This is a genomic window from Thiomicrospira microaerophila, assembly GCF_000934765.1.
GTDB lineage: Bacteria > Pseudomonadota > Gammaproteobacteria > Thiomicrospirales > Thiomicrospiraceae > Thiomicrospira > Thiomicrospira microaerophila.
Genome location: NZ_JYNN01000016.1, coordinates 42,740 through 64,566, shown reverse-complemented (window position 1 = coordinate 64,566; position 21,827 = coordinate 42,740). Strand labels below are relative to the sequence as shown.

At 45.6% G+C, this 21,827-nt stretch carries 24 protein-coding genes and 1 pseudogene; 15 read left to right on the top strand and 10 right to left on the bottom strand.

The features are described from left to right. Positions 1 to 132 (top strand): annotated as a pseudogene (locus NA59_RS15545) (transposase); the annotation flags it as partial. Between the two features lie 224 nt (positions 133 to 356). Here the strand turns inward: NA59_RS15545 and parS are convergent. The 3 genes from parS to NA59_RS06990 form a co-directional block, all read right to left on the bottom strand. Then, complete coding sequence (gene parS, locus NA59_RS14310; protein WP_083945002.1) at positions 357 to 848, bottom strand: type II RES/Xre toxin-antitoxin system antitoxin; 492 nt, start codon at positions 846 to 848, stop codon at positions 357 to 359. Positions 849 to 1,079: 231 nt separating this feature from the next. Further along, positions 1,080 to 1,229: a hypothetical protein gene (locus tag NA59_RS15080; RefSeq protein ID WP_157792564.1), complete on the bottom strand. Its 150-nt coding sequence runs from the start codon at positions 1,227 to 1,229 to the stop codon at positions 1,080 to 1,082. Next, positions 1,226 to 1,495 (bottom strand): DUF4143 domain-containing protein, encoded by a 270-nt coding sequence (locus tag NA59_RS06990; protein ID WP_044410101.1) that lies wholly within the window; start codon positions 1,493 to 1,495, stop codon positions 1,226 to 1,228. The genes NA59_RS15080 and NA59_RS06990 overlap by 4 nt, the downstream gene beginning before the upstream one ends. A 185-nt stretch (positions 1,496 to 1,680) precedes the next feature. Here NA59_RS06990 and NA59_RS06985 point away from each other — a divergent pair, with 185 nt between their 5' ends. The 4 genes from NA59_RS06985 to grxD all read left to right on the top strand — a co-directional run bounded on the left by NA59_RS06985 (position 1,681) and on the right by grxD (position 5,497). Next, positions 1,681 to 1,986 (top strand): transcriptional regulator, encoded by a 306-nt coding sequence (locus NA59_RS06985; RefSeq protein ID WP_232504052.1) that lies wholly within the window; start codon positions 1,681 to 1,683, stop codon positions 1,984 to 1,986. Next, entirely contained in the window at positions 1,983 to 3,233 is a 1,251-nt protein-coding gene (locus NA59_RS06980) for a type II toxin-antitoxin system HipA family toxin (protein WP_044410096.1), read from the top strand. The genes NA59_RS06985 and NA59_RS06980 overlap by 4 nt, the downstream gene beginning before the upstream one ends. Positions 3,234 to 3,578: 345 nt before the next feature. Continuing rightward, positions 3,579 to 4,691 carry a Fic family protein gene (locus tag NA59_RS06975; protein ID WP_044410093.1) on the top strand — a complete coding sequence of 371 codons (1,113 nt, stop codon included), beginning with the start codon at positions 3,579 to 3,581 and terminating at the stop codon, positions 4,689 to 4,691. A 467-nt stretch (positions 4,692 to 5,158) separates the two neighbouring features. After that, positions 5,159 to 5,497, top strand: a complete 339-nt coding sequence (grxD, locus tag NA59_RS06970) for a Grx4 family monothiol glutaredoxin (protein ID WP_044410090.1) — start codon at positions 5,159 to 5,161, stop codon at positions 5,495 to 5,497. Between the two features lie 483 nt (positions 5,498 to 5,980). On the opposite strand, the gene rnt is transcribed toward grxD, so the two are convergent. Together rnt and argA are read right to left on the bottom strand one after the other, a co-directional pair. Next, entirely contained in the window at positions 5,981 to 6,640 is a 660-nt protein-coding gene (rnt, locus tag NA59_RS06965; RefSeq protein ID WP_044410087.1) for a ribonuclease T, read from the bottom strand. After that, a complete protein-coding gene (gene argA, locus NA59_RS06960; protein ID WP_044410084.1) occupies positions 6,637 to 7,935 on the bottom strand; it encodes an amino-acid N-acetyltransferase in 1,299 nt (432 codons plus the stop codon). Before argA ends, rnt begins: the two co-directional genes overlap by 4 nt. A gap of 109 nt (positions 7,936 to 8,044) precedes the next feature. Here argA and ilvD point away from each other — a divergent pair, with 109 nt between their 5' ends. Together ilvD and NA59_RS06950 are read left to right on the top strand one after the other, a co-directional pair. Next, positions 8,045 to 9,907, top strand: a complete 1,863-nt coding sequence (gene ilvD, locus NA59_RS06955) for a dihydroxy-acid dehydratase (RefSeq protein ID WP_044410082.1) — start codon at positions 8,045 to 8,047, stop codon at positions 9,905 to 9,907. 18 nt (positions 9,908 to 9,925) lie between these two features. Beyond that, positions 9,926 to 10,330, top strand: coding sequence for a tellurite resistance TerB family protein (locus NA59_RS06950; protein WP_044410080.1), 405 nt, complete (start codon positions 9,926 to 9,928; stop codon positions 10,328 to 10,330). A gap of 66 nt (positions 10,331 to 10,396) precedes the next feature. Here NA59_RS06950 and soxA read toward each other — a convergent pair whose 3' ends face one another. The 5 genes from soxA to NA59_RS06925 form a co-directional block, all read right to left on the bottom strand. Continuing rightward, positions 10,397 to 11,260: a sulfur oxidation c-type cytochrome SoxA gene (gene soxA, locus NA59_RS06945; RefSeq protein ID WP_044410077.1), complete on the bottom strand. Its 864-nt coding sequence runs from the start codon at positions 11,258 to 11,260 to the stop codon at positions 10,397 to 10,399. Between the two features lie 79 nt (positions 11,261 to 11,339). After that, positions 11,340 to 11,651, bottom strand: coding sequence for a thiosulfate oxidation carrier complex protein SoxZ (gene soxZ, locus NA59_RS06940; RefSeq protein WP_044410073.1), 312 nt, complete (start codon positions 11,649 to 11,651; stop codon positions 11,340 to 11,342). A gap of 61 nt (positions 11,652 to 11,712) precedes the next feature. Beyond that, positions 11,713 to 12,180, bottom strand: coding sequence for a thiosulfate oxidation carrier protein SoxY (soxY, locus tag NA59_RS06935; protein WP_044410070.1), 468 nt, complete (start codon positions 12,178 to 12,180; stop codon positions 11,713 to 11,715). 63 nt (positions 12,181 to 12,243) lie between these two features. Then, positions 12,244 to 12,687, bottom strand: coding sequence for a sulfur oxidation c-type cytochrome SoxX (locus tag NA59_RS06930; protein WP_044410068.1), 444 nt, complete (start codon positions 12,685 to 12,687; stop codon positions 12,244 to 12,246). A gap of 208 nt (positions 12,688 to 12,895) precedes the next feature. Further along, positions 12,896 to 14,272, bottom strand: coding sequence for a M48 family metalloprotease (locus NA59_RS06925; RefSeq protein WP_052501515.1), 1,377 nt, complete (start codon positions 14,270 to 14,272; stop codon positions 12,896 to 12,898). Positions 14,273 to 14,344: 72 nt separating this feature from the next. Here NA59_RS06925 and NA59_RS06920 point away from each other — a divergent pair, with 72 nt between their 5' ends. The 8 genes from NA59_RS06920 (at position 14,345) to rimI (ending at position 21,827) form a co-directional block, all read left to right on the top strand. Beyond that, positions 14,345 to 14,563, top strand: a complete 219-nt coding sequence (locus tag NA59_RS06920) for a sulfurtransferase TusA family protein (RefSeq protein ID WP_157792563.1) — start codon at positions 14,345 to 14,347, stop codon at positions 14,561 to 14,563. Positions 14,564 to 14,580: 17 nt separating this feature from the next. After that, the gene (galU, locus tag NA59_RS06915) at positions 14,581 to 15,456 is read left to right on the top strand and encodes a UTP--glucose-1-phosphate uridylyltransferase GalU (RefSeq protein ID WP_044410061.1); all 876 of its coding nucleotides are present in this window, start codon (positions 14,581 to 14,583) and stop codon (positions 15,454 to 15,456) included. Positions 15,457 to 15,480: 24 nt separating this feature from the next. Beyond that, a complete protein-coding gene (gene pgi, locus NA59_RS06910; protein ID WP_044410058.1) occupies positions 15,481 to 17,121 on the top strand; it encodes a glucose-6-phosphate isomerase in 1,641 nt (546 codons plus the stop codon). Further along, positions 17,118 to 18,428, top strand: a complete 1,311-nt coding sequence (locus NA59_RS06905; RefSeq protein ID WP_044410056.1) for a UDP-glucose dehydrogenase family protein — start codon at positions 17,118 to 17,120, stop codon at positions 18,426 to 18,428. Before pgi ends, NA59_RS06905 begins: the two co-directional genes overlap by 4 nt. A gap of 112 nt (positions 18,429 to 18,540) precedes the next feature. Further along, positions 18,541 to 19,278, top strand: a complete 738-nt coding sequence (gene pssA / locus NA59_RS06900) for a CDP-diacylglycerol--serine O-phosphatidyltransferase (protein ID WP_044410128.1) — start codon at positions 18,541 to 18,543, stop codon at positions 19,276 to 19,278. A gap of 13 nt (positions 19,279 to 19,291) precedes the next feature. Further along, positions 19,292 to 20,842: a 2-isopropylmalate synthase gene (locus NA59_RS06895; protein ID WP_044410052.1), complete on the top strand. Its 1,551-nt coding sequence runs from the start codon at positions 19,292 to 19,294 to the stop codon at positions 20,840 to 20,842. A 6-nt stretch (positions 20,843 to 20,848) separates the two neighbouring features. Then, positions 20,849 to 21,391, top strand: coding sequence for a hypothetical protein (locus NA59_RS06890; RefSeq protein ID WP_044410049.1), 543 nt, complete (start codon positions 20,849 to 20,851; stop codon positions 21,389 to 21,391). After that, a complete protein-coding gene (gene rimI, locus NA59_RS06885; protein WP_052501514.1) occupies positions 21,378 to 21,827 on the top strand; it encodes a ribosomal protein S18-alanine N-acetyltransferase in 450 nt (149 codons plus the stop codon). Before NA59_RS06890 ends, rimI begins: the two co-directional genes overlap by 14 nt.

The window sequence follows — 21,827 nt, the reverse complement described above, 5'->3', positions numbered from 1 at the left end:
TATCGACAACGCATTCCGATTGAAGGCAAATTCGGTCAAGCCAAGCAATACTATGGTTTAAACCGCGTTCCAACCAAGCGCGCCAACACCAGCGTGGCTTGGATAAACTCAATCTTCTTGGTGATGAACCTATTGGTGCTGTTGAAGGCCTTTTTTTGGCGCTATTTTTACCAAAATAGCGGGCTATTCTCGCCCTATAGGCTATTTATGGCTTCTATCGCATCCAAAAACACAGAATTACGCCATCACTAAAAAGAGTTAGCGCATGAAAAAAACAAATTAGCGCTGAGTTCGAATTGTTCGGTTTCTTGTTCGCTGATTTTTTGAGCGGACTCTAATTAAACGATAAACCAACATTACGAATAGACCGAGTGCTCAATTCTTAGGAGGAGTTTTCTGACTTCATCCGTTCCGGCTTCGGTTTCCAACAACTCAAGCGGTACCGCTCCGTCCAAGAATTTAGCCGGTGTTTTTAGCCAGCGAATACTACGTTCGTGTTCACCCAGCGTTGACTCCGCAAGCGAGATAATGGCGGCTATTCGGTAAACTCTTCCTGCTTCGTCAGGCTTTAATCCTTTGCCTTCTTTCTTACGTCTTGAAATAGTCGAGCTCGAAATATTCACCAATGAATAAACCTGTTGCTCATTCAAATCCAGCTCTTTGCTAAGTTTTGAAATCACCTCAAGCGGTATCTTGTTGGAACGTATATTTTGGTCAATTTCTATGTTGTTTGCTGACGTAAAACCGATCCTGATAAAAGGGTTTGAACGCGATTTTTTGCGTTTAGTCGCTTGCGAGACTAAGAATGCAGAAAAACGATTGTCCTGAATGATTGCTTCCATTGTCATGCCATCCCTTCCAAATAGGTTATAGAGTAGGATCTTAGCATAAAAAATCAATCGGGAAAAATATTGTTGCAATTGATGTCGTATTGTTAGCACTTGAGCAAAGCCTACCGCGCAGTATCGAAGAGGTGTTGCTTAGCTGAATAGATGGCTATTGTTAAGCTTAGCGATTAGGGCTAAAGCCAGGAGGAGCACCCGCGCATCTAAAGCAAAAATGACCTGCGAAGGTAAAAGTTATTGGCCCAACTCGGTTAATAAAAATTGCCAAGCGGGTAAAATTTTCACCTCAATATTTTGATGCATGAACTCACGTGCTTCATTGAGGGTGATGATAAATCCTTTTTGTGCATTCAAAAATGCCGCCGCCTTAATCAACCCATTCAACTCGCGCGCCAAAGTATCAGGGTGGCTGAGATCATAGCATAGGCGACCTGTAAAGGCATCATCCCTTCGTTGGTTTGAAAAACAAAATCGCATTCTTGCGAACCTTTAATAAAGTGCAGACTTTGATTTTGAGCGCGCAAATTAATAGCAATCAGGTTTTCCAGAAGCTTGCCATGATCCTGCTGATAACGAAAACTTAGCTGGGTTAAAAAACCATTGTCGATAATATCGGCGATAAGCTGTTTAATGAGTGTTTTTTTATCCATGAGTGACAGTTTAAAAAAAATTGTCTTTTAATTAAAGATAGTTTGAGTGGTTGAAGGTTTTTTATTGTGTGAAATTAAAAATGGGTATCCTTTAAACAATTCTTGGCACTTGTCAATCTCACTCAATTGGACTATATTCCCACTCTTTAACGATTACAGGGAATATAGTCCAATTGGAGGGTGGTGTGGCTAAGCGTGATTTGCATAATATACTGTTTCCAAAGCAGCGAAAAATCCTCGCTTTTTTTGGTGAAGACTTATTGCTCGCTATGAAGCGTCGTGGTTTTACGAAAAAGTTGTTGTGTGAGCGAACCGGTTTTGATCCTAAAACCCTTAACAAGGTTTTTGCGGGTGATCCGGGGGTTGCTATCGGCACTTACTTGAAGGTTATGGCGGTGTTGGGAATGGAAAACAATTTTGCGGAGATGGCTGCTCACGATGAGGTGGGTATCAAGCTGCAAAACATCAAATTGTTGGGTGGTTCGAAATGAGCCGTGAAATTGTTCAAGTCTATGCCGATTGGTATCCCATTAAAGCCCCCGTGTTAGTTGGGCATCTCACTTACAGTGACTCAAGCCGAGGTGGCGTGTTTAGCTTTACCTACGATAAGGCATTTCTAACATCACCTTATCGCCTACAAATTGACCCTATGCTGACGCTGCACGCAGGCGAACTTTATAATGACGAGGCCGATAGAAACTTTTGTGCATTTTTGGATTCATCTCCTGACCGCTGGGGGCGGATTTTGATGCAGCGCCGTGCTGTTATTGAAGCACGTAAGGGTATTCGTGTGACTAGTCGATTAAGTGAGTTGGATTACTTGCTCGGTGTTCATGATTCTTACCGCATGGGAGGGATTCGATTTAAGCTGGCTGGTGCGGATTTTTTTCTGGACAATAATACAGAATTCGCTGCGCCACCTATGGCCTCGCTTCGTGCGTTAGAGCAGGCGGCCATTCAAATTGAAAACGACGAAAACATTGACAGTGATGACTATTATCGCTGGTTAAAAATGTTGATTGCTCCTGGTTCATCTCTTGGTGGTGCTAGGCCTAAGGCTTGCGTGACTGATGAGCATAATCATTTATGGATAGCTAAGTTTCCTAATTTAAACGATACCCATGATGTGGGCGCTTGGGAAATGGTCTGTTATGAGTTGGCTTTAGCGGCGGGTGTTGAGATGTTTCCAAGTGAGATCAGGCAGCTATCATCGCATCATCATACTTTTTTAACCAAACGTTTTGACCGGCAGGGTGAGCAGCGGCTGCACTTTTCTTCGGCGATGACTCAGCTTCAATACTATTATGGTGAGCAGTCGCAGGGAGCCAGCTATTTGGAGATGGCTGAATTCTTATCCGCACAAGGCGCACAAACTGAAACTGATTTAGCCCAGCTTTGGCGTCGAATTGTCTTTAATATTGCGGTATCTAATACAGATGATCACCTGAGAAACCACGGTTTTTTACTGGTCAAAAACGGATGGAAGTTATCACCTGCTTATGACTTAAATCCAATTGTTGGCAAGCGGGGTCTTCATCTGAACATTACCGATACAGACAACGCCTTAGACTACCAGTTGGCTTTTGAAGTGAAAGATTTTTTTCGGCTTTCTGAAGTCCAAGCAACTCAAATTTATGATGAGGTGTTAAATGCGGTTAAGGCATGGAAAACAGTTGCACACCGCTTGGGGATTAGCCGAGCAGAGCAGGCGATGAAGGAATCCGCGTTTAATGTTTGATGATTAACAGCGGCCAAAGAAGAAAACGGTCATATCGAGGTGCGCAGCGACGCGGCACTCTCTCAAGGGCGTGCGCCGTCTGCAAGAGATTGCCACGGCCTTCGGCCTCGCAATGCCGCGTGATTTTTTTAGCCTCGCAACGCAAGTTGGTTCGCTCGGTTTTGCCACAAATTACTTAATTTAATGGCCGTGACGCACGGCGTGGGAACTAGGCTAATCATGTCTATTGCTATGATTTTTGTATTATTTAGATGCATTTCTCCTGGTTTTGAGATGATTTGGTGTTCTAATCGACTCATAAACTGATACAATTAAGTCAATTAATCGTCTCACGTGGGTCTAAATATGGCGCAAAAATGGGTATGGCAATATGCAAACTGGCCGAACTGGTCTTTTGATCAGGCGCAGGTGATGCCGTGTTTGTTGAACACGGTCAGAGCGGTTGCGCCTTTAATTGCTTTAGCCAATCAACTTTCAGCGGAAAAACGGTTGGTGTTTGAAAGCCAAGTGTTGTTGGATGAAACCTTGTCTACCTCTCTAATTGAACAGCAGGTTCTTGACCGCGATTCGGTGCGCTCCAGTATTGCGCGCCATTTGGGTTTACCTAATGCCAAACCGACAGACAAACGCTACGAAGCCTTTACGCAAGTATTCCTGGAGGCGGTTCGTAACGCGGATCAACCGCTTGATCATGCGCAACTTCAACATTGGCAAGCGCAGTTGTTTATTGAAGTTCCAAGGTTAAAAGAAGTCACGCTGGGCGATTATCGAGATGAAGCGATGGCGGTGGTGTCCGGGCATTTTGGGCGCAAGGAAGTGGTGCATTTTCAAGCGCCGTGTGAGCAACGCGCCTGCGTTGAAGCTTATATGGATGAGTTTCTTGTGTGGTTGAATCAAGAGCAGTCAGATACAGATTATCCTGTGTACGATTATTTGAAGGCGGCAATCGCTAAGTTTTGGTTTGTCACTATTCACCCGTTTGATGATGGCAATGGGCGTTTATCTCGTATTTTAGCTGAACGCTGTTTGGCGCGAGCTGATGATACTGATATTCGGTTGTATTCGATTTCTAGCGAAATGGTGCGAAAAAAATCCGATTATTATCAAGTGCTGGAAAAAACCCAGAAAGGCGAGGGCGATTTAACCGAATGGATCGTTTGGTTTTTAAACTGCGTGCAAGCCGCAGCGCAAACCAGTTTGCAGAGATTGGAAAAGGTGCGTTATGCCACGCAGTTTTGGGATCAACATCGTGCGCACGTGTTTAACGAGCGCCAACGCAAATTATTGGCGCGCCTGTTGGAAACCGATGATTTTGATGACGGCATCGCTAGGCGCAAATATAAAAACCTAGTCGGCACGTCCGATGCCACCGCGGCGCGTGATTTAACTGAGTTGGTTGAGTTGGAGGTTCTGCAAGCTCAAGGCAAAGGGCGATCGGTTAAGTATTACCTGTGCTAGGAGCCTGTCGGACTAAAGCCAATCGGCTGCAAAAAAGCTGGATTTGGCCATTTTCTCGCTCCCACGTTGAACGTGGGCGCGCCTTATACTTGGGTTTGAGCGCTGTTTCATAGGTTAAATCGGTCTGCATTCCCACGCAGAGCGTCACTACCATTAAGTTAAGAAAAAAACGGTCATTGCGAGGAGCGCAGCGACGCGGCAATCTCTCAAGGGCGTGCTCAGTCTGTCAGAGATTGCCACGGCCTTCGGCCTCGCAATGACACAAGTTGGTTTGCTCCGTATTGCCCCAAAATCCTTAACTTAATGGCAGTGACGCAGAGCGTGGGAACGAGGTTACTAGCCAGGCCTGGTGAATGACTATTTCGAATGCGCCCAGTATGTAGCGCTATGTAGAACGATATGTAAAAAGAAATCCAAATGTTGTATAATAACCGAGCATTTTAATCAGGAATTAAGGAACGTTACAAATGAGTGCAGAACAAGAAACCTTGGCAAAAATTGATGAACAAGTAAAAAATAATCCGGTTGTGTTATATATGAAGGGCACGCCTCAGATGCCATCTTGTGGTTTTTCAAGCCGCACCGCGGCCGCATTAGTAGAAACGGGCGAGAAGTTTGCGTTTGTGAATGTATTAGCTGACCCGGGTATTTATGAGTTTTTACCTAAGTATCAAGACTGGCCTACCTTCCCACAGTTGTATATTGATGGTGAATTGCAAGGCGGTTGTGATATTACATTGGAGTTGGCCGCTTCAGGTGAATTAAAGTCGATGATGACAGCCGCAAATGCCAAAGTAGCGAGTTAGTTTTAGCTTGCTACCTTGTTAATAAAGCCTGCATTAGCAGGCTTTTTTATTTGGGCGACGGGTTAGCCCAGGGCAAACGCATCTAAAGTAAATAATAAATCAAAAACTTACAATCAGGTCTCGCTCCCACGTTGAACGCTAACGTATGCACACTTCTTTTCTCGTTCCCACGCTGTGCGTGGGAATGCCAGCCCATTCGAGACAGTAATGAGTGAATTAAACTGATTGTGTAACTTTTTAGCACTGTAAAATACCAGAAATTCTATTGTACACACCAGCAACAGCGCTCCCACGCACAGCGTGGGAGCGAGTTATAAACATATGTGCATACGTTAGCGTTGAACGTGGGAGCGCCTTGGACTTGGGTTTGAGCGTTGTTTCATAGGTTAAATCGGTCTGCGTTCCCACGCACAGCGTGGGAACGAGATTAATCATGACTATTGTGATGATTTTTTTATTATTTAGATGCGTTTGCCTTGCGGGTTAGGCCGGTTCTTGCGGTTTGACTAGCGGCCATTGATTGACTATTTTGCAAAACAGCTGTGCGGTGCGTTCAGTGTCGTAAGCGGCATCATGCGCCTGTTTATTATCCCACTCGAGTCCGGCCGCTATAGCGGCTTTGCTTAACACGGTTTCACCATAGACCAGGCCTGCTAGTGATACGGTATCAAAGGTGCTAAACAGATGGAATGGGCATTTTACTTTGGTGCGTTCGCTCGCGTGTTTGATGAAATTAAGATCGAACATCGCGTTATGGCCTACTAAAATCGCACGGGTGCAGCCGGTTTGTTTGATTTGGGTGCGGACAGGTGCGAACAATTGCTCCAAGGCAGTGCGCTCTGGTTTAGCGGCGCGAAATGGATGGTAGGGGTCGTCAATGCCATTAAATTTTAAGGCACTGGCATCGAGTTTAGAGCCTTCAAACGGTAGGATGTTTTCTTGATAGAGTTGGTCGGGGTGGAGTTGTCCTTGTTCATCCATTCGCAAGGTCATCACCGCGACTTGCAATAGGGCGTGGTGGTTGGCTTCAAAGCCAGCGGTTTCTACATCTACCACGACGGGCAAAAATCCACGAAATCGGTGTTGGATGAGGTTAACAGGTGACGTTATAGTCGGTTGTTCAATTTGATCGGCAAAATTCATGTAAGCTCTTTAATTAGCACTTTGGATTGGCGCTGATAGTTATACAGGCTTTGGCGGCTACTCGGTAGCTGTTCCAGCGAGCTGGGCACAAATCCATGTTCAATAAACCAGTGATGGGTGTGAGTGGTTAGTAAAAACAGTCGGTTAAACGACAGCTGTTTAGCGCTGGATTCTAAATGGGCAAGCAATTGCTCGCCTAAACTTTGACCTTGGTAGTGGCTATCCACTGCTAAGCAAGCGAGTTCGACGGCCTGATCTTCAGCGGTTTCTCCTTGGTATGGATAAAGCGCGGCGCAGCCAATGATATGTCCATCGCGCTCAATTACACTGAAGTTGTTGATTTCAAGTTCGAGACGTTCACGAGAACGCTTAACCAGCATGCCTTTTTGTTCCAGTGGGGCAATCAGGTCGATAATGCCACTGACATCTTCAATCCGCGCTTGGCGAATTTGATGATAGCGGTCAGTGAACACGAGGGTGCCTATGCCATCTCGACTAAATAGTTCGATGATGAGGCTGCTGGGGTCGGATTCATTCATTAAGTGAATCCGCTTAACCTGACGTGTTTGTTCACTGAGTAGGTCAATCAATTGGGCTTGATCTTGATTGTGGGGTTGGAAGGTTTTAAGGTCGGTTAAACTCACCTGCCGTGGCAAGCCTTGCATTTGTTCAGCCGTAGTGAATACCATCAGCTTGTCAGCCTGAAGTTTATTGGCGACGCTGCAGGCCTGCTCCAAGGTATTGAGGTTAAATACTTCGCCTGTCAGTGAGTAGGCAAGGGGAGTGAGTAATACCACCTGGCCAGAGTCAAGGATCGCACGTATCGCCTCTTCATTGACTTTGCGCGTCTGTCCTGTGTATTGAAAATCGATGCCATTAATCACGCCTTTGGGTTGGGCAATCACCCAATTGCCTGAGCAGAGAGTGAGCGGATGACCACTTAGCGGTTGCTGGCGGCTAAACGCGGCTTCAAGTTGGCTGCGCACCTCGCCGAGCGTTCGTTGCAAAACGGGCAGCATGGCGGCGGAGGTGATACGAAATTGTTGCTGCTGTTGCCAATCCATCCCCGCATTTTCTAGCGCTTGGTTGATTTGTGGGGTGGCGCCCATTACCAGCACGATTTTTAAACCAAAGGCGTGAAGATGGCTAATATCTTCGGCGAACTCTTGTAATGCTTGATTATCAAGAAATAAATCGCCTGGCAAATAAATAACGCAGGTTTTGCCGCGATGTAAATGCACATAGCCAGAGGCTTGGCGTAAACTATTAAGAAATTCAATGTCAGATTTTTTCATGCTTTAGGACAGTTGTGAGAAAATATCAAAAAATTATAACTATTATTAATTGCAAGTATAACAAACCGCCGGTTTTTACGGCGAACTAATTGAGTTAAGGAGTTTAACTATGCCCGCATATCGTTCAAGAACCAGTACCCATGGCAGAAATATGGCTGGCGCACGCGCCTTATGGCGTGCCACCGGCATGAATACCGAAGATTTTGGCAAGCCGATTATCGCGATTGCCAATTCATTTACCCAATTTGTACCTGGTCATGTGCATTTAAAAGACATGGGGCAGTTGGTGGCGCGCGTGGTTGAACAAGCCGGTGGCGTGGCGAAAGAATTTAACACTATTGCGGTCGATGACGGTATTGCGATGGGGCATGACGGCATGCTTTATTCCTTGCCTTCGCGTGAAGTGATTGCCGATTCGGTTGAATACATGGTAAATGCCCACTGTGCGGATGCCTTGGTATGTATTTCAAACTGCGACAAGATTACGCCAGGTATGTTAATGGCGGCGATGCGTTTAAATATTCCAACGATTTTCGTATCCGGTGGCCCGATGGAATCAGGTAAGTCGATCTTAGGTGGTGTGGAAATCAAACTCGACTTGGTGGATGCGATGGTGATGGCGGCGGATGATAATGTCAGCGATGCCGACGTTGAAGCCGTTGAAATTTCCGCTTGCCCTACCTGTGGTTCTTGCTCGGGGATGTTCACCGCCAACTCGATGAACTGTTTGGCCGAGGCGTTAGGCATGGCCTTGCCGGGTAATGGTTCGATGTTAGCGACTCATGCGGATCGCAAGCATTTGTTTGAAGAAGCGGGGCGTCGGATTGTTGAAATCGCCAAAGACTATTATGAAAAGGATAATCACAATGTATTGCCGCGTTCGATTGCTACTTTTAGCGCCTTCCAAAATGCCGTGGCATTAGACGTGGCGATGGGGGGTTCAACCAACACGGTATTGCATTTATTAGCCGTCGCGCATGAAGCCGATGTGAGTTTTACCATGGCGGATATTGATGCGGTGTCGCGTAAAGTACCATGTTTGTCAAAAGTAGCCCCTAACTCCAAAATCTATCATATGGAAGACGTGCATCGTGCTGGCGGCATTATGCGCTTGTTGGGTGAGTTGGATCGAGGTGGTTTGATTGATCCGACTACCTATACCGTACATGCCTCAACCCTAGGCGCAGCGATTGAGTTGTGGGACATTTCACGTGAGCCCTCAGAGGCGGTACAAAAATTCTATAGTGCGGCGCCAGGTAATGTACGAACTACCCAGGCTTTTAGCCAAGACAAGCGTTGGAAGACCCTGGATGATGATGCGCAAAATGGTTGTATTCGTTCGGTAGAGCACGCCTATACCCAAGATGGTGGCCTAGCCGTGTTGTTTGGCAATATTGCACAGGATGGTTGTATCGTTAAAACCGCCGGTGTTGATGAGGAGATTTTTAAATTCTCAGGCCCAGCACGCATATTCGAAAGCCAAGATTCAGCGGTAGCTGGGATTTTGGGTAATGAGGTCAAAGCCGGTGAAGTGGTGATTATTCGTTACGAAGGACCTAAGGGCGGGCCAGGCATGCAAGAAATGCTTTACCCAACCAGTTACCTTAAATCAAAAGGAATGGGCAAGGCTTGTGCATTATTAACCGACGGTCGTTTTTCAGGCGGCACCTCTGGCTTATCGATTGGGCACGCGTCACCGGAAGCCGCTGAAGGCGGTAATATTGGTTTGATTGAACCGGGGGATATTATTGAAATTGATATTCCTAATCGTTCGATTAATGTAAAGGTATCAGACTATGAGTTGGCGCAACGTCGTCAAAAAATGGAGCAGAAAGGTGACCAGGCCTGGCAGCCTGCTGAAAAACGTCAGCGTCATGTCAGTGCGGCTTTGCGAGCTTATGCGGCGATGACCACCAGCGCGGCATTTGGTGCGGTACGTGATGTGACTCAAATTGAAAAACGCGGAAAATAAACCTTTAAGGGGAGCGCCATGTTTATAGAAAGATTAACAGCCCAACAGCGCCAAGCTTTATTTGATTTGGCGGTGATGATGGCGGCCGCTGATAATGATGTTTCAGAGGGTGAGTTGGATTATTTACGTGAATTAAGTCAGAAGTACGGCATTGAATTGGACCTAAATAAATCTCATCTCGTCGTGCCAGATTTATTGAAGGTGATGGACACCAACGAGTCTAAGATTATCACGTTACAAGAGCTGATTCGTATCTCTTACAAGGATGGTCATTTTAGCCCGGATGAGCGTGATAAGATTTTTGTTATCGCGCAGAAAATGGGGGTAAATGACCCTAGTTTGATTCTTGCTGTTGAGAGATGGGTAAGACAAGGGTTTGACTGGATGTATGAGGGTGAGCAGTTGCTTGAGTATAAACTGTGATTTTTGTCAGTAAATAAAAAAAACCCGGTTTTAACCGGGTTTTTTTATTTAAAGCATTCATCAAAATTACTGACGATAGCTTGGCGCATTGATTTCTAAACCATTCGAAATATAGGCTTGGAAGAATTCCATATTGCGGTACTCTTCATCTTGTACTTTGTAAGCTGTATGACGCATGTTTTTGTGACAGCCTTCGTAGCGACGATGCAACGTTCCTAAACCATCACCACCAGCACGGGCCCATTTACCACGCCAAACAGGGAAGTGCGTTACGTGGCCTAATGCAGGTGAAAGGATATCTGAACGAGCACGAGCTGATGCGTTGTATACGTGACAACTAGCACAAGCTAATCCTAACTGGCCGCGAGGCTCAATAAACTCACGTTCACCGTGAGCAAATGCTTTGGCTGCACCTTCAGAATTAATCTGGACATTGATTTTTTCACCCCGTGCTTCATAACCTAAATAGGCGCTGACATGTGCAAGGTTACCACGCTTCCAACCGTAAGCCTTTAATCCAGCTTCAGTACGACAACGATTAATATCACCTTCTAATGTCACGACCATTTGAGTTGTTTCATTAAAATAAGGGTAGCTTGGTCTAATTTTGCTAACGCCCTTGTCAGAATTAACCAGGCAGCCCATGTAAGCATTTTTGTCGTTGTTGAACAGTTCTTCACCGCGCTCAACAAACTCTAAATACTGCGGAAATTCTTCCTCAGCAGCCCATTGCATTCTACGATCTTCATCATAACCATAAATTCCATGGATATAATCTTCTACTGGGCGATTCGGATGTTTAGCTTTGAAATAATCTACTAAATCTGTGCGACTTTTTTCTGCGTGTGCACTGTGATCAGCCGCAATGGCTGTCGTACCGAAGCCAGTCGCGAGGGCTAGGGCAATGGCACTTGAAAGTGTCTTCTTCATTATAATCCTCCGTTGGAGAGCTTTATTGTTCTTATGATTTTTTTATGTTGGCGTGCAAAAAATGCACGCCGATTCAAACTTATCTTAGTTTGAAGGTCTCTGAACCTGTTTCACCTGTGTTATCAACTAGGTTGATAGTCACTTCGTCGCCAGAATTTGCCGCAACGTTTACGTGCATGTAAGGGTTAGTAGAGATGTTAGCTGACCATTGTGCGTCAACAACTTTGCTGCCGTTTACAGAAACATCAACATTGGTGATTAGCTTCATCGGGAATGGACGGCCAGTTGACTGGTCCATACGCGCACCAGATTCCATTGGATGACGAATCAAAGATTTAATTTCTGCAACGCCGCCTCTTACTTGACCACGAGTTCTGATATTGATAGACATATTTAATTCCTTTTCAAAATTGTTCTATTTTAAGTTTAGCTTGAACCGAATAGGGCAGAAATTAACCGCCACAACCACCAATGGTTACACGAACTTCTTGTTCAGCTTTAAATAGCTTGCCGCCTGCTTTCACAACACCCATAACGGTTTGTGTTTCACCCATACGAATACGAGTTGACACGAAACCTTGAGCTGCGCCTTGGAACTTGTATTCGCAAACTAAAGGCGTTGGGTTTGAAGATGCAATGATAGCAATAGATTCAACACCAGACATACCAGATGCATCAACAGTTACAGGTGTAACAGCACCGTTTTCAGCGATTGCTGGAGCGGTTAATTTAACATCAGCAGAAGTAGCTGCATTTGATGCACCGAAAATACCATTTAATGCGTCATTAACGCTTTTTGCTTCAAAAGCACCTTTGTTCCAGCTAGCTAAAACAGTTGAAGGTGTTAAAAGGCCAGCACTTACTGCAACTGACGCTGCACCGGTTGCTAATGTAGCTTTAAGGAATGATCTACGTTTCATAAGATTTAAAACTCCCAATTTAGGTTTTAATAATTTTTATAAGAATCAAAAAGTAACGCTGGATTATGGATTTAAGCTCCATAGATAATCAACGATTTTACTAATTTCATCATCGGATAGGATACCATAAGCGCCGAAATAAGGCATCATGCTGTATTTAACTCTGATTTGTTCACCAGCGCGAGGTGCATCCTTAAATGTACCTTCTGGTGCCCAAAGTTTATCATACAGATTTTGTTTAGTGCCAAAACGAATCGCTGGCATGACCAATGCAGGACCGATTGTACCAGGGGAGGTACCCTGCGGTTGCCCCATAGCATTCATAATATTATGACAAGCTAAACAGTTGCCTTGACTTCGGCTAAATGCTAACTCTTTACCTTCGGCAATACGCTTATCCATAGCTTCTTTTGCTGCGGCATCGGTTGCTGCATAAACCGGTGCTGAAACTAAGGCCGCAGAAACGGTTAACGCCGCTATGGCTGTGTTGATTTTAGAATTTTTCATTCTCCCTCCTAAAGAGTCTCTTATTATTTTTTCATTGACAATGTAAGTCATGAAATTATCTTTGAGCTTTTGTTCTTGCTCTTGAAGTGTAAGCTTACGGAGTTAGCGGTTAAAAGCAAGTTTTTTGTTTAAAATCGCTATAGCAATATTTAATTGCCCAATAAAGTTTTTTCTATGAGGTGCGTTTTGACGCCATTTCAATTCTGTTTTAGTTTTTGTTTGGTTTAATTTGTGTCGCTAATTGTTGCTGTGTTTTTTGGTATATATTCGCGATGGGGCGATGGGTTCTTTTGCTTTGCATGAGTAGGTGCTGGGCACGCTGTAGATTACCGAGATCAAAATAAGCAAAGGCTTCAAATAAGTAGGCCTCAGCGAGTCGTTGTTGACTAGAAAAACTTTGACTGAGTTCTTGATAGAGCGCATATTTATATCGCTTGTTGTCCAGGTGGCTAATAATCAGTGTTTGGGCATTTTCTTCTTGGCCGAGGGTGCGGTAGGCTTGAGCAAAAAGTAACAGTATGGCTTCATCTTGCGGGTAGAGTTCAATGAGCTTTGCATAGTCGCTGACGGCGCGGTTTGGGTTTAGACCTTGTTGTTGGCGGATATGTTTAAGTTTTAGAAGCCGGTTATTAGGATGGGTGTTCAGCGCTTCGCTTAAACAGGGTGTATTTTGCTGTTTGTGTGCATTGAGTGTTTGCTGGTAGCATTCAAGTGTGCTTAGTAGGCCCGTACGAGACTGAAGTGTGGCGCGTTTTGGATTGAGTCTTAGTTGAATAAGTCCTAAATTTAGTGGGTCATGTTGGTGCTGTGTTTTCGATAACTGTGAAGCGCGGTGGGTGGCCTGAGCAAGACGTGTTTCGGTTACCGGGTGAGTCATGAGAATTTCGGGGGGGCGAAATTCATAAATCTGTTGTTGTTTAGCTAGTTTGCCAAAAAAATGCGCCATGGCATGTGGATCGTAGCCTGCTTTTTGTAGTAGTGTAATGCCAATATGGTCGGCTTCGTGTTCATGGATGCGCGAGTGACGCAGTTGCTCTTGCATGCTTAACCCGGTCGCGCCCATCAGTGCGGCTACACCGGCTCCTGGGTTTTGGGTGCCGATGAGAATAGCGGCGAGTAAAGAGGCAAAACTGGTGACATTGAGGCTGGATTGTTGTTCAAAACGTCTGGCAAGGTGCTGTTGTGTGACATGGGCAATTTCATGCGCAATTACCGAGGCGAGTTCATCTTCGGTGTCAGCCGCGAGGATGAGACCTTTATGAATGCCAATAATGCCATCGGGTCCTGCAAAAGCGTTAATCGCGTCATCATCTATCACATAAAAACGATAGTTACGGTTGTCTTGAGCGTGTTCTGCAATCCGATGTCCGATACGCCGAACATAACTGAGTACTTGTGGGTCTTTAATTAAGTCCACGTCGTTGTGCAAGGCTTGAGTAAAGGCACGCCCAAGTTCAATTTCAGTTTGGCGGTCGTAAATAACCAGGCCTGGGGAGCCTAAGTCCGGTAGGTTGTGTGCATTGGCGCTGATGCTGTAAAAAAATAGCATGAGTGTCATCATGAGCAGAGGGTATTTTTTGTGCATTTTGGTGTAACCTTTGTGAGCTAGTTAGCTTAGTATATGCATTATAGATGAGATTTTTTTGAGAGGTGTAAGGTGATTGAATTAGATTTAACGGATTATCGCTGTCCAATGCCGCTTATAAAACTTAAAAAAAGCCTAGTTGAGCATGCTAGCGAAGAGGTTTTTAAGTTAAGGCTTACGGATAAGAGTGCTTTAAAGGATGTGCCGGCTTTCTGTCAGCAAATGAATTTCCACTGCGAAACTGACGATTCGGCTGAAATTTTGGTAATATGGGTTAAGAGATCAATTTAAAATAAGGATATTTTAAGGTGCATAGAGGTTTAACGAAGGCAATTATTCCCGTAGCGGGGCTTGGAACACGTTTTTTGCCTGCGACAAAGGCGATTCCAAAAGAAATGTTAACCGTGGTGGATAAGCCACTGATTCAGTATATTGTGCAGGAAGCGGCAGAGGCAGGTATTACCGATATCATTTTTGTAACCCATTCCAGTAAGAATGCGATAGAAAACCACTTTGATAGTCATTATGAGCTTGAGAGTAAGTTGATTGAGTCGGCCAAGCACGATCGCATTGACGCGTTGAAGTCGATTACGCCAAAAGGCGTGAATTTTATAAGTGTTCGCCAGCCTGAGGCCTTGGGTTTGGGGCATGCTATTTTGTGTGCATCGCATATTGTTGCGCCTGATGAGCCGTTTGCGGTGTTATTGCCTGATGTGTTAATGCATCACCCTAAAAAAGGCTGCCTAGCGCAGATGTCGCAGTATTATCGTAAGGTGCATACCAGCGTGATTGCCCTGGAGCAGGTGCCGGATGATCAAGTGCAAAAATACGGTATTGCTGGCGTATTGGATGCGGATTTACGCATCACTGAGCTGGTTGAAAAACCCAAACCTGAAGAAGCCCCCTCGAATTTGTCGGTGGTCGGGCGTTATATCTTTACGCCGCGCTTGATGGAGTTGCTGAGGTCAACAAAGCCCGGTGTTGGCGGTGAAATTCAACTTACGGATGCGATGGCGGCGCTGTTGAGCGAAGAAGTGATGTTTGGTTATGAGTTTAGTGGCGGGAAAAGCTACGACTGTGGTGATAAACAGGGTTTTTTGCGCGCAAACATAGAATATGCTTTACGTGACAAGGTGTTGGGTGCTGACTTCCGTCAGTACCTGGCTAGCTTGGACTTAAGTTAATTAGATAGAACCTTAGGAGGCGGTATGGGGGTTGAGTTATCAGCAGCGTGGTTAGCTTTACAAGAATTAGCAGGTTCGCAAGCGGGTCAAGTACACATGAAGCAGTTGTTTGCTGAGGATGAGCGTAGATCAGCGCGCTATAGTCTTCAAGTAGATGATTTGTTTTTGGACTATTCTAAAAATAGAATTCAGTCCAGCGTCATGGACGGATTGTTTGCACTCGCCGAACAACAAAAGCTAGAAGACTGGATTGGACGCTTGGTATCGGGCGATAAGGTGAATGATACAGAAGATCGTCCAGCGCTTCATACTGCCTTACGTGTTCGCGGTGAAGCGCATGTTTCAGGATTTGCTGCTCAGGTCCAGCCTGAGGTGCGTCAGCAGTTTGTGAAGATGACGCAAATCGTTAATAAAATGCGCGCGGGTCATTGGCGTGGTTATAGTGGCAAGCCGATTACGGATGTGGTGAATATCGGTGTTGGTGGCTCTGATTTAGGTCCCTTAATGGTCACGCATGCATTGCAGACGCAAACATCACCGTTAAATCTACACTTTATTTCATCGATCGATGGTACGCAAACATCTAACTTGCTTAAGTGTTTAAATCAAGAAACCACCCTGTTCGTTTTGGCCTCTAAGTCGTTTAGCACGATTGATACATTGTCGAATGCGGAAACCGCTAAGGATTGGTTGGAAGAGCGTATTAGCAATCCAGCTACGATTATGGCACAGCATTTTATTGGTGTATCCACCAAGCCAGACATGATGACGCAGTGGGGGATTCCACCAGAAAACCAGTTGCTGTTTTGGGATTGGGTGGGTGGGCGTTATTCGATGTGGTCGGCGATTGGATTTCCGATTGCACTAAAAGTCGGCATGGAAGGCTTTTATCAAATGCTTGAAGGTGCTGGGTTAATGGATCAGCATTTTGCGAGCGCACCGTTAGCTGAAAACATGCCGGTGTTGATGGGGTTAATTGACATTTGGAATATTAATTTTTTGAACATCAATGCCAAAGCCATTCTTCCTTATGATGCGCGCTTAAAATATCTCCCCTCTTATTTCGAGCAATTGGTGATGGAGAGTAATGGTAAGTCGGTTAACCGTGAAGGTGAAGCGGTCAGTTATAAAACCTGTCCAATTTTGTGGGGTGAGGTTGGGCCGAATGCGCAGCATGCATTTTATCAGTTGTTGCATCAGGGCACACAGGGTGTCATGTGTGATTTTATTGCGCCGATTGAGCGTGATGATTATGATGCCAGTTCACACTCACATAAAAATGAAAGTTTGCGTTACCAGCACCGTTTAGCTTTGGCGAACTGTTTTGCGCAATCTCGTGTATTAATGTTGGGGGATGCGGCGATTCCTGAATCGCTGCAAGCAAGCTTTAATACGCCATTTAAGCATTATGCGGGTAATCAACCGTCAAACACCTTGCTGATGAAAACCATTTCGCCTAAGACTTTAGGCATGCTGGTGGCGTTATATGAGCACAAGACGTTCGTTGAGTCGGTGATTTGGGAGATCAACCCTTTTGATCAATGGGGTGTTGAGTTAGGTAAGTTGATTGCAAAGGAAACCTACCAAGCCATGCAGGAGCCCGCGTTAGTCGATGGGTTTGATTGTTCCACCGCTGGGTTATTAAACAAGGTGAAAGGACTATGAAAGTATCAGTTTTTGGTTGTGAATTAACAGGCCTGGTGACAGCGGGTGCGCTAGCACATGCCGGTAATGATGTGCTGTCTTTACCTGTCGGCTATGTCAAGGTTGAGGATTTGAATGCGAACCGTTTACCGCGTGAGGAGCCTGGGTTAAATAGTCTGATTGCCCAGCAAAAAGACGAGGGGCGTTTACATTTTGAGTCTGACTGGGCAAAAGGTATTGCGCACGGTGATGTGTTGATTTTAAGCACGCCTTCTTGGCGGATGGATCGTGCTGAAGCGGTGATTAAGCTTATTGGTGAGACAGTCAAAACTGATGTGTTGGTGGTGAACCAAAGCACTTTTCCAATAGGCACTGCAGACCGTTTTGAGGCCAAGTTAAAGTTGGCGTTGGCGGAGCGTGGCGTGGTGGTTAAGGTGGCGGTGGTTGCGATGCCCGACTTTATTAGTGAAGGCTCGGCGATTGAAAACTTTATGCGCCCAGATCGTATTGTTCTGGGTGGAACTGATAAAGCGGCTTTAAAAGTCATGCGTGATTTAATGCGCCCGTTTAACCGGATGACGGATCAGATTAAAGTGATGTCAACGCGTGCAGCCGAGTATACTAAATATGCCGTTAATGCTTTATTAGCAACGCGAATTAGCTTGATTAATGAACTGGCAAACAATGCGGAGCATTTTAATATAGACTTTGAGGAGGTGCGTCAGGGTTTAGGGTCAGATAAACGCATAGGGTTTAGTTACCTCTATCCAGGTTGTGGTTTTGGTGGTCCTAGCTTTGCAGCGGACGTAAAATCTTTAGTAGGTACCTTGCAGGGTAAGGGCTATGATGCGGATTTATTACGCACGGTGCTATCGAATAACGAAACGCAAAAAGAAGTGCTGTTTCGTAAAGCTTGGCGCTTTTTTGATAATGACTTACGCGGAATTAAAATCGGTGTTTGGGGTTTGTCGTTTAAACCTAATACGGCCACAGTCGAAAATGCGCCTAGTTTAAAAGCATTAGAGGCGTTTGTTGCCCAAGGTGCCGAGGTCGTTGCTTATGATCCGACGGCGTGCGCTGATTTTATGAAGCATTGGGGCGATCGCAAGGGCGTCACCTTGGTCGATGATATGTACAGCGTCCTTGATGGTGTTGATGCTTTGGTCATTTTGACGGAATGGAAAATGTTTTGGAGCCCTGATTTTAAGCAAATGAAACAGTTAATGCGTCAGCCAGTCATTTTTGATGGACGCAATATTTTTGAGCCTGATTTGTTAGAAGATAAAGGCTTTCGTTATTTTGCTGTTGGACGGGGCGAGATTGTTTGAGTTTGCAGTTTGAAAAGCCGTGCAAGCAAGGTAGAATGATGGGTGATTTTAAATTTAGAGGTATGATGTGAAACCCCCTTTTGAACGCGGTATTTATCTGTTACCCAATCTAATGACCACGCTGGCTTTGTTTGCGGGGTTTTATGCGGTTATTGCAGGGATGAACGGTGACTTTATTGCCGGTGCGATTGCGATTTTTGTTGCGATGGTGTTTGATGGCTTGGATGGCCGTATTGCCCGTATGACCAACTCTAGCAGTGCGTTTGGTGCCGAGTATGATAGCCTTGCCGATATGGTGTCATTTGGTTTGGCCCCCGCCTTGTTGATATACCAGTGGATGTTGAGTGACTTTGGTAAGCTCGGCTGGTTAATTGCCTTTGTATTTACCGCTGGCGCGGCTTTGCGCTTGGCGCGTTTTAACACTCAAGTCGGGGTAGCTGATAAGCGCTATTTTCAAGGCTTGCCAAGTCCAGCAGCGGCGGCGGTGCTGGCGGGTCTGGTTTGGATGGTTGAGGTGAATCAGATTGAAACGGGTTTTGAAGCCAGTTTCGCATTGTTTGTCACACTGGCAACCGGTTTGCTAATGGTCAGCAATGTTCGTTATAGCAGCTTTAAAGAGCTTAACCTGAAAGACAAGGTACCTTTTGTCACCCTGTTGCTGATTGTATTGGTTGTGGTGGTGGTGACCTTAAAACCCTCGGTAATCTTGTTTGCCGCCGCCTTTCTTTATGCATTGTCGGGCGTGGTAATGACCGTTTTCAGGCTAAGGCAAACCCAAGAGCAACGTAAGAAGGCGAAAGCCTCGTCTGTATCTACCGAAACCGAACCTACTGATAATTCTAATAGTTGATTGAGATAAATATATGAAAGACCATTTAGTGATATTTGATACCACCTTGCGCGATGGCGAGCAGAGTCCAGGCGCGTCGATGACCAAAGAAGAGAAAGTGCGCATCGCCAAACAACTCGAAAAAATGCGAGTGGATGTGATTGAGGCGGGGTTTCCTGCTGCCAGTGAAGGTGATTTTGAATCGGTAAAAGCCGTCGCCTCGGTCATCAAAGACTCAACGATTTGTGGTCTCGCGCGAGCGGTAGAAAATGATATTGTGCGTGCCGGTGAAGCGATTAAACCAGCCAATTCTGGTCGAATTCATACTTTTATTGCCACCTCACCGATTCATATGCAAATGAAGCTGCGCATGACTCCGGATGAAGTGGTTGAGCGCGCCGTTTGGGCAGTGAAGCGTGCGCGCCAATTTACCGATAATGTTGAGTTTTCACCTGAAGATGCAGGTCGTTCTGAGCTAGACTTTTTGTGCCGTGTGATAGAAGCGGTGATTAAGGCGGGTGCCACCACGATAAATATTCCAGATACCGTCGGTTATAACGTGCCGAAGCAATTTGGTTTGTTGTTTAAAAACATTATCGAACGTGTGCCAAACTCGGACAAGGCTGTTTTCTCTGCACACTGTCATAATGACTTAGGCTTGGCGGTTGCTAACTCTCTTGCCGCAGTCTCGAATGGCGCGCGTCAGGTTGAGTGCACCATTAACGGTTTGGGTGAGCGTGCGGGCAATACCGCACTCGAAGAAGTGGTGATGGCGATTCGTACCCGACAGGATTATTTTGATGTTGATAGCCGTATCCATACCCCAGAGATTTTGGCGGCATCGCGCTTAGTTTCGAACATTACTGGATTTAGCGTGCAGCCGAATAAAGCCATTGTTGGTGCGAATGCGTTTGCGCATGAGTCGGGCATTCATCAAGATGGTGTTTTAAAACATCGTGAAACCTATGAAATTATGCGTGCTGAAGATGTAGGCTGGAGCACCAATAAAATGGTGTTGGGCAAGCATTCGGGTCGCAATGCATTCCGCACACGCCTGCAAGAACTGGGCATTGAGTTTGAAACTGAACAGCAGCTTAATGAAGCCTTTAAACTATTTAAAGACTTGGCCGATCGCAAGCACGAAATTTATGATGAAGACTTACAGGCGTTGGTTACGGATGCCAATATTGAGCGCGTTGAGAACGAAACCATTCGTTTAATGGCGCTTAAGGTTTCAACGGAAATGGGTGAGCTACCTCATGCCGCGGTCACCTTGTGGGTGAACGGGAAAGAGCATTCTGCGCAAATCAAAGGCAGCGGTGCGGTTGATGCCACTTTTAAAGCGATTGAGCAGATTATCGGTTCGGGCACAACTTTAGAGCTCTACTCTGTTAGCAATGTCACCAATGGCACTGATTCATTGGGTGAAACCACGGTGCGTCTTGAAAAAGGTGGGCGTATTGTGAATGGTCAGGGTTCGGATTCGGATATCGTTACCGCCTCTGCGAAGGCTTACATTAATGCGTTGAACAAGTTTGCCATCGATGATAATAAAGCCCATCCGCAATGGCAAGAAACGGTTTAAAGCTTGATGCCAAGTGTTCAGTTATCACCAGGCCTGCTTGCCGAGTTAGGGGTGAGTGCTTGGCAAGCTAAACCCGCTTTTCAGCAGGCTGGCGTTGAGCTTGCGCCTGTCGTTGATTCGGCTTTACATCTGAATGATGAATCTGATGTCATGCCGCTGGCTAAAACCAACCAACAGCCAGTTCTTCCTTTCTGGGTGCTATTAGGCTCAGGTTTAAACGCAACTTGGCAAGCCGATAACAACCAGGCCTGGTTGTTATGGCAGGCCATTTTCCAGTTTCATCTTTCTGATGTCAGTCAAATGCGTTTTTTTGATACTGATGGTTTGCAGGATGAAGACCTGCAGTTCGAGGTGCTGGAACAGATCATTGAGACCGGTGCTGAAAGGGTGTTTACGATGGATGCGGATCACCCGATCAATGAAATGTTGATAGAAGGTGCACAGCTAGTTGTTTTGCCCAGTTTTGAGCAGATGCTGGATCAGCCACTGTTAAAGCGCGATGTTTATTTGGCATTATTGGAGGCTGGCTTCAATCGTGTCGAGGTTTGATTGTTTACGCTTGATGGATGAAACAGATTTGGATTGGGCGGTTTCGGTTGAGCAACGTGTGCATTTAGTGCCCTGGTCAAAAAAAGGGTTTGAGCAGGCGTTGGCGGATAGCGTTAGTTTTGTGATGCAGGGGGCGGATAATCGAGCATTGGGTTATATGATCCTGTTGCCTGTACTAGACGAGTTGCACCTACTTAATCTGGCGGTGGATAGCGATTATCAAGGTCAGGGGGTGGCGAAGGCGGCCATGCAAGCGCTGATTAAACGGTTTGATGAATCTGATTATCAAACCTTGCTGCTTGAGGTAAGAGAATCCAATAAAATCGCACGCCATATTTATCAAAAAATCGGTTTTCAGCAAGATGGCATGCGAAAAAACTATTATCAAACATCAACAGGGCGCGAACACGCCGTGTTGATGTCTTTGAAGCTATAA

Bases quoted from the DNA above. Each gene is read 5' to 3' on its own strand.
- soxA (WP_044410077.1), bottom strand. From the start codon at position 11,260: ATGAAGAAGACACTTTCAAGTGCCATTGCCCTAGCCCTCGCGACTGGC.
- pssA (WP_044410128.1), top strand. From the start codon at position 18,541: ATGACCACGCTGGCTTTGTTTGCGGGGTTTTATGCGGTTATTGCAGGG.
- soxZ (WP_044410073.1), bottom strand. From the start codon at position 11,651: ATGTCTATCAATATCAGAACTCGTGGTCAAGTAAGAGGCGGCGTTGCA.
- grxD (WP_044410090.1), top strand. From the start codon at position 5,159: ATGAGTGCAGAACAAGAAACCTTGGCAAAAATTGATGAACAAGTAAAA.
- NA59_RS06890 (WP_044410049.1), top strand. From the start codon at position 20,849: ATGCCAAGTGTTCAGTTATCACCAGGCCTGCTTGCCGAGTTAGGGGTG.
- rnt (WP_044410087.1), bottom strand. From the start codon at position 6,640: ATGAATTTTGCCGATCAAATTGAACAACCGACTATAACGTCACCTGTT.
- NA59_RS06925 (WP_052501515.1), bottom strand. From the start codon at position 14,272: ATGCACAAAAAATACCCTCTGCTCATGATGACACTCATGCTATTTTTT.
- pgi (WP_044410058.1), top strand. From the start codon at position 15,481: ATGGGGGTTGAGTTATCAGCAGCGTGGTTAGCTTTACAAGAATTAGCA.
- NA59_RS06975 (WP_044410093.1), top strand. From the start codon at position 3,579: ATGGCGCAAAAATGGGTATGGCAATATGCAAACTGGCCGAACTGGTCT.
- NA59_RS06930 (WP_044410068.1), bottom strand. From the start codon at position 12,687: ATGAAAAATTCTAAAATCAACACAGCCATAGCGGCGTTAACCGTTTCT.
- soxY (WP_044410070.1), bottom strand. From the start codon at position 12,180: ATGAAACGTAGATCATTCCTTAAAGCTACATTAGCAACCGGTGCAGCG.
- NA59_RS06990 (WP_044410101.1), bottom strand. From the start codon at position 1,495: ATGGATAAAAAAACACTCATTAAACAGCTTATCGCCGATATTATCGAC.
- NA59_RS06905 (WP_044410056.1), top strand. From the start codon at position 17,118: ATGAAAGTATCAGTTTTTGGTTGTGAATTAACAGGCCTGGTGACAGCG.
- NA59_RS06895 (WP_044410052.1), top strand. From the start codon at position 19,292: ATGAAAGACCATTTAGTGATATTTGATACCACCTTGCGCGATGGCGAG.
- NA59_RS06980 (WP_044410096.1), top strand. From the start codon at position 1,983: ATGAGCCGTGAAATTGTTCAAGTCTATGCCGATTGGTATCCCATTAAA.
- parS (WP_083945002.1), bottom strand. From the start codon at position 848: ATGACAATGGAAGCAATCATTCAGGACAATCGTTTTTCTGCATTCTTA.
- ilvD (WP_044410082.1), top strand. From the start codon at position 8,045: ATGCCCGCATATCGTTCAAGAACCAGTACCCATGGCAGAAATATGGCT.
- argA (WP_044410084.1), bottom strand. From the start codon at position 7,935: ATGAAAAAATCTGACATTGAATTTCTTAATAGTTTACGCCAAGCCTCT.
- NA59_RS06950 (WP_044410080.1), top strand. From the start codon at position 9,926: ATGTTTATAGAAAGATTAACAGCCCAACAGCGCCAAGCTTTATTTGAT.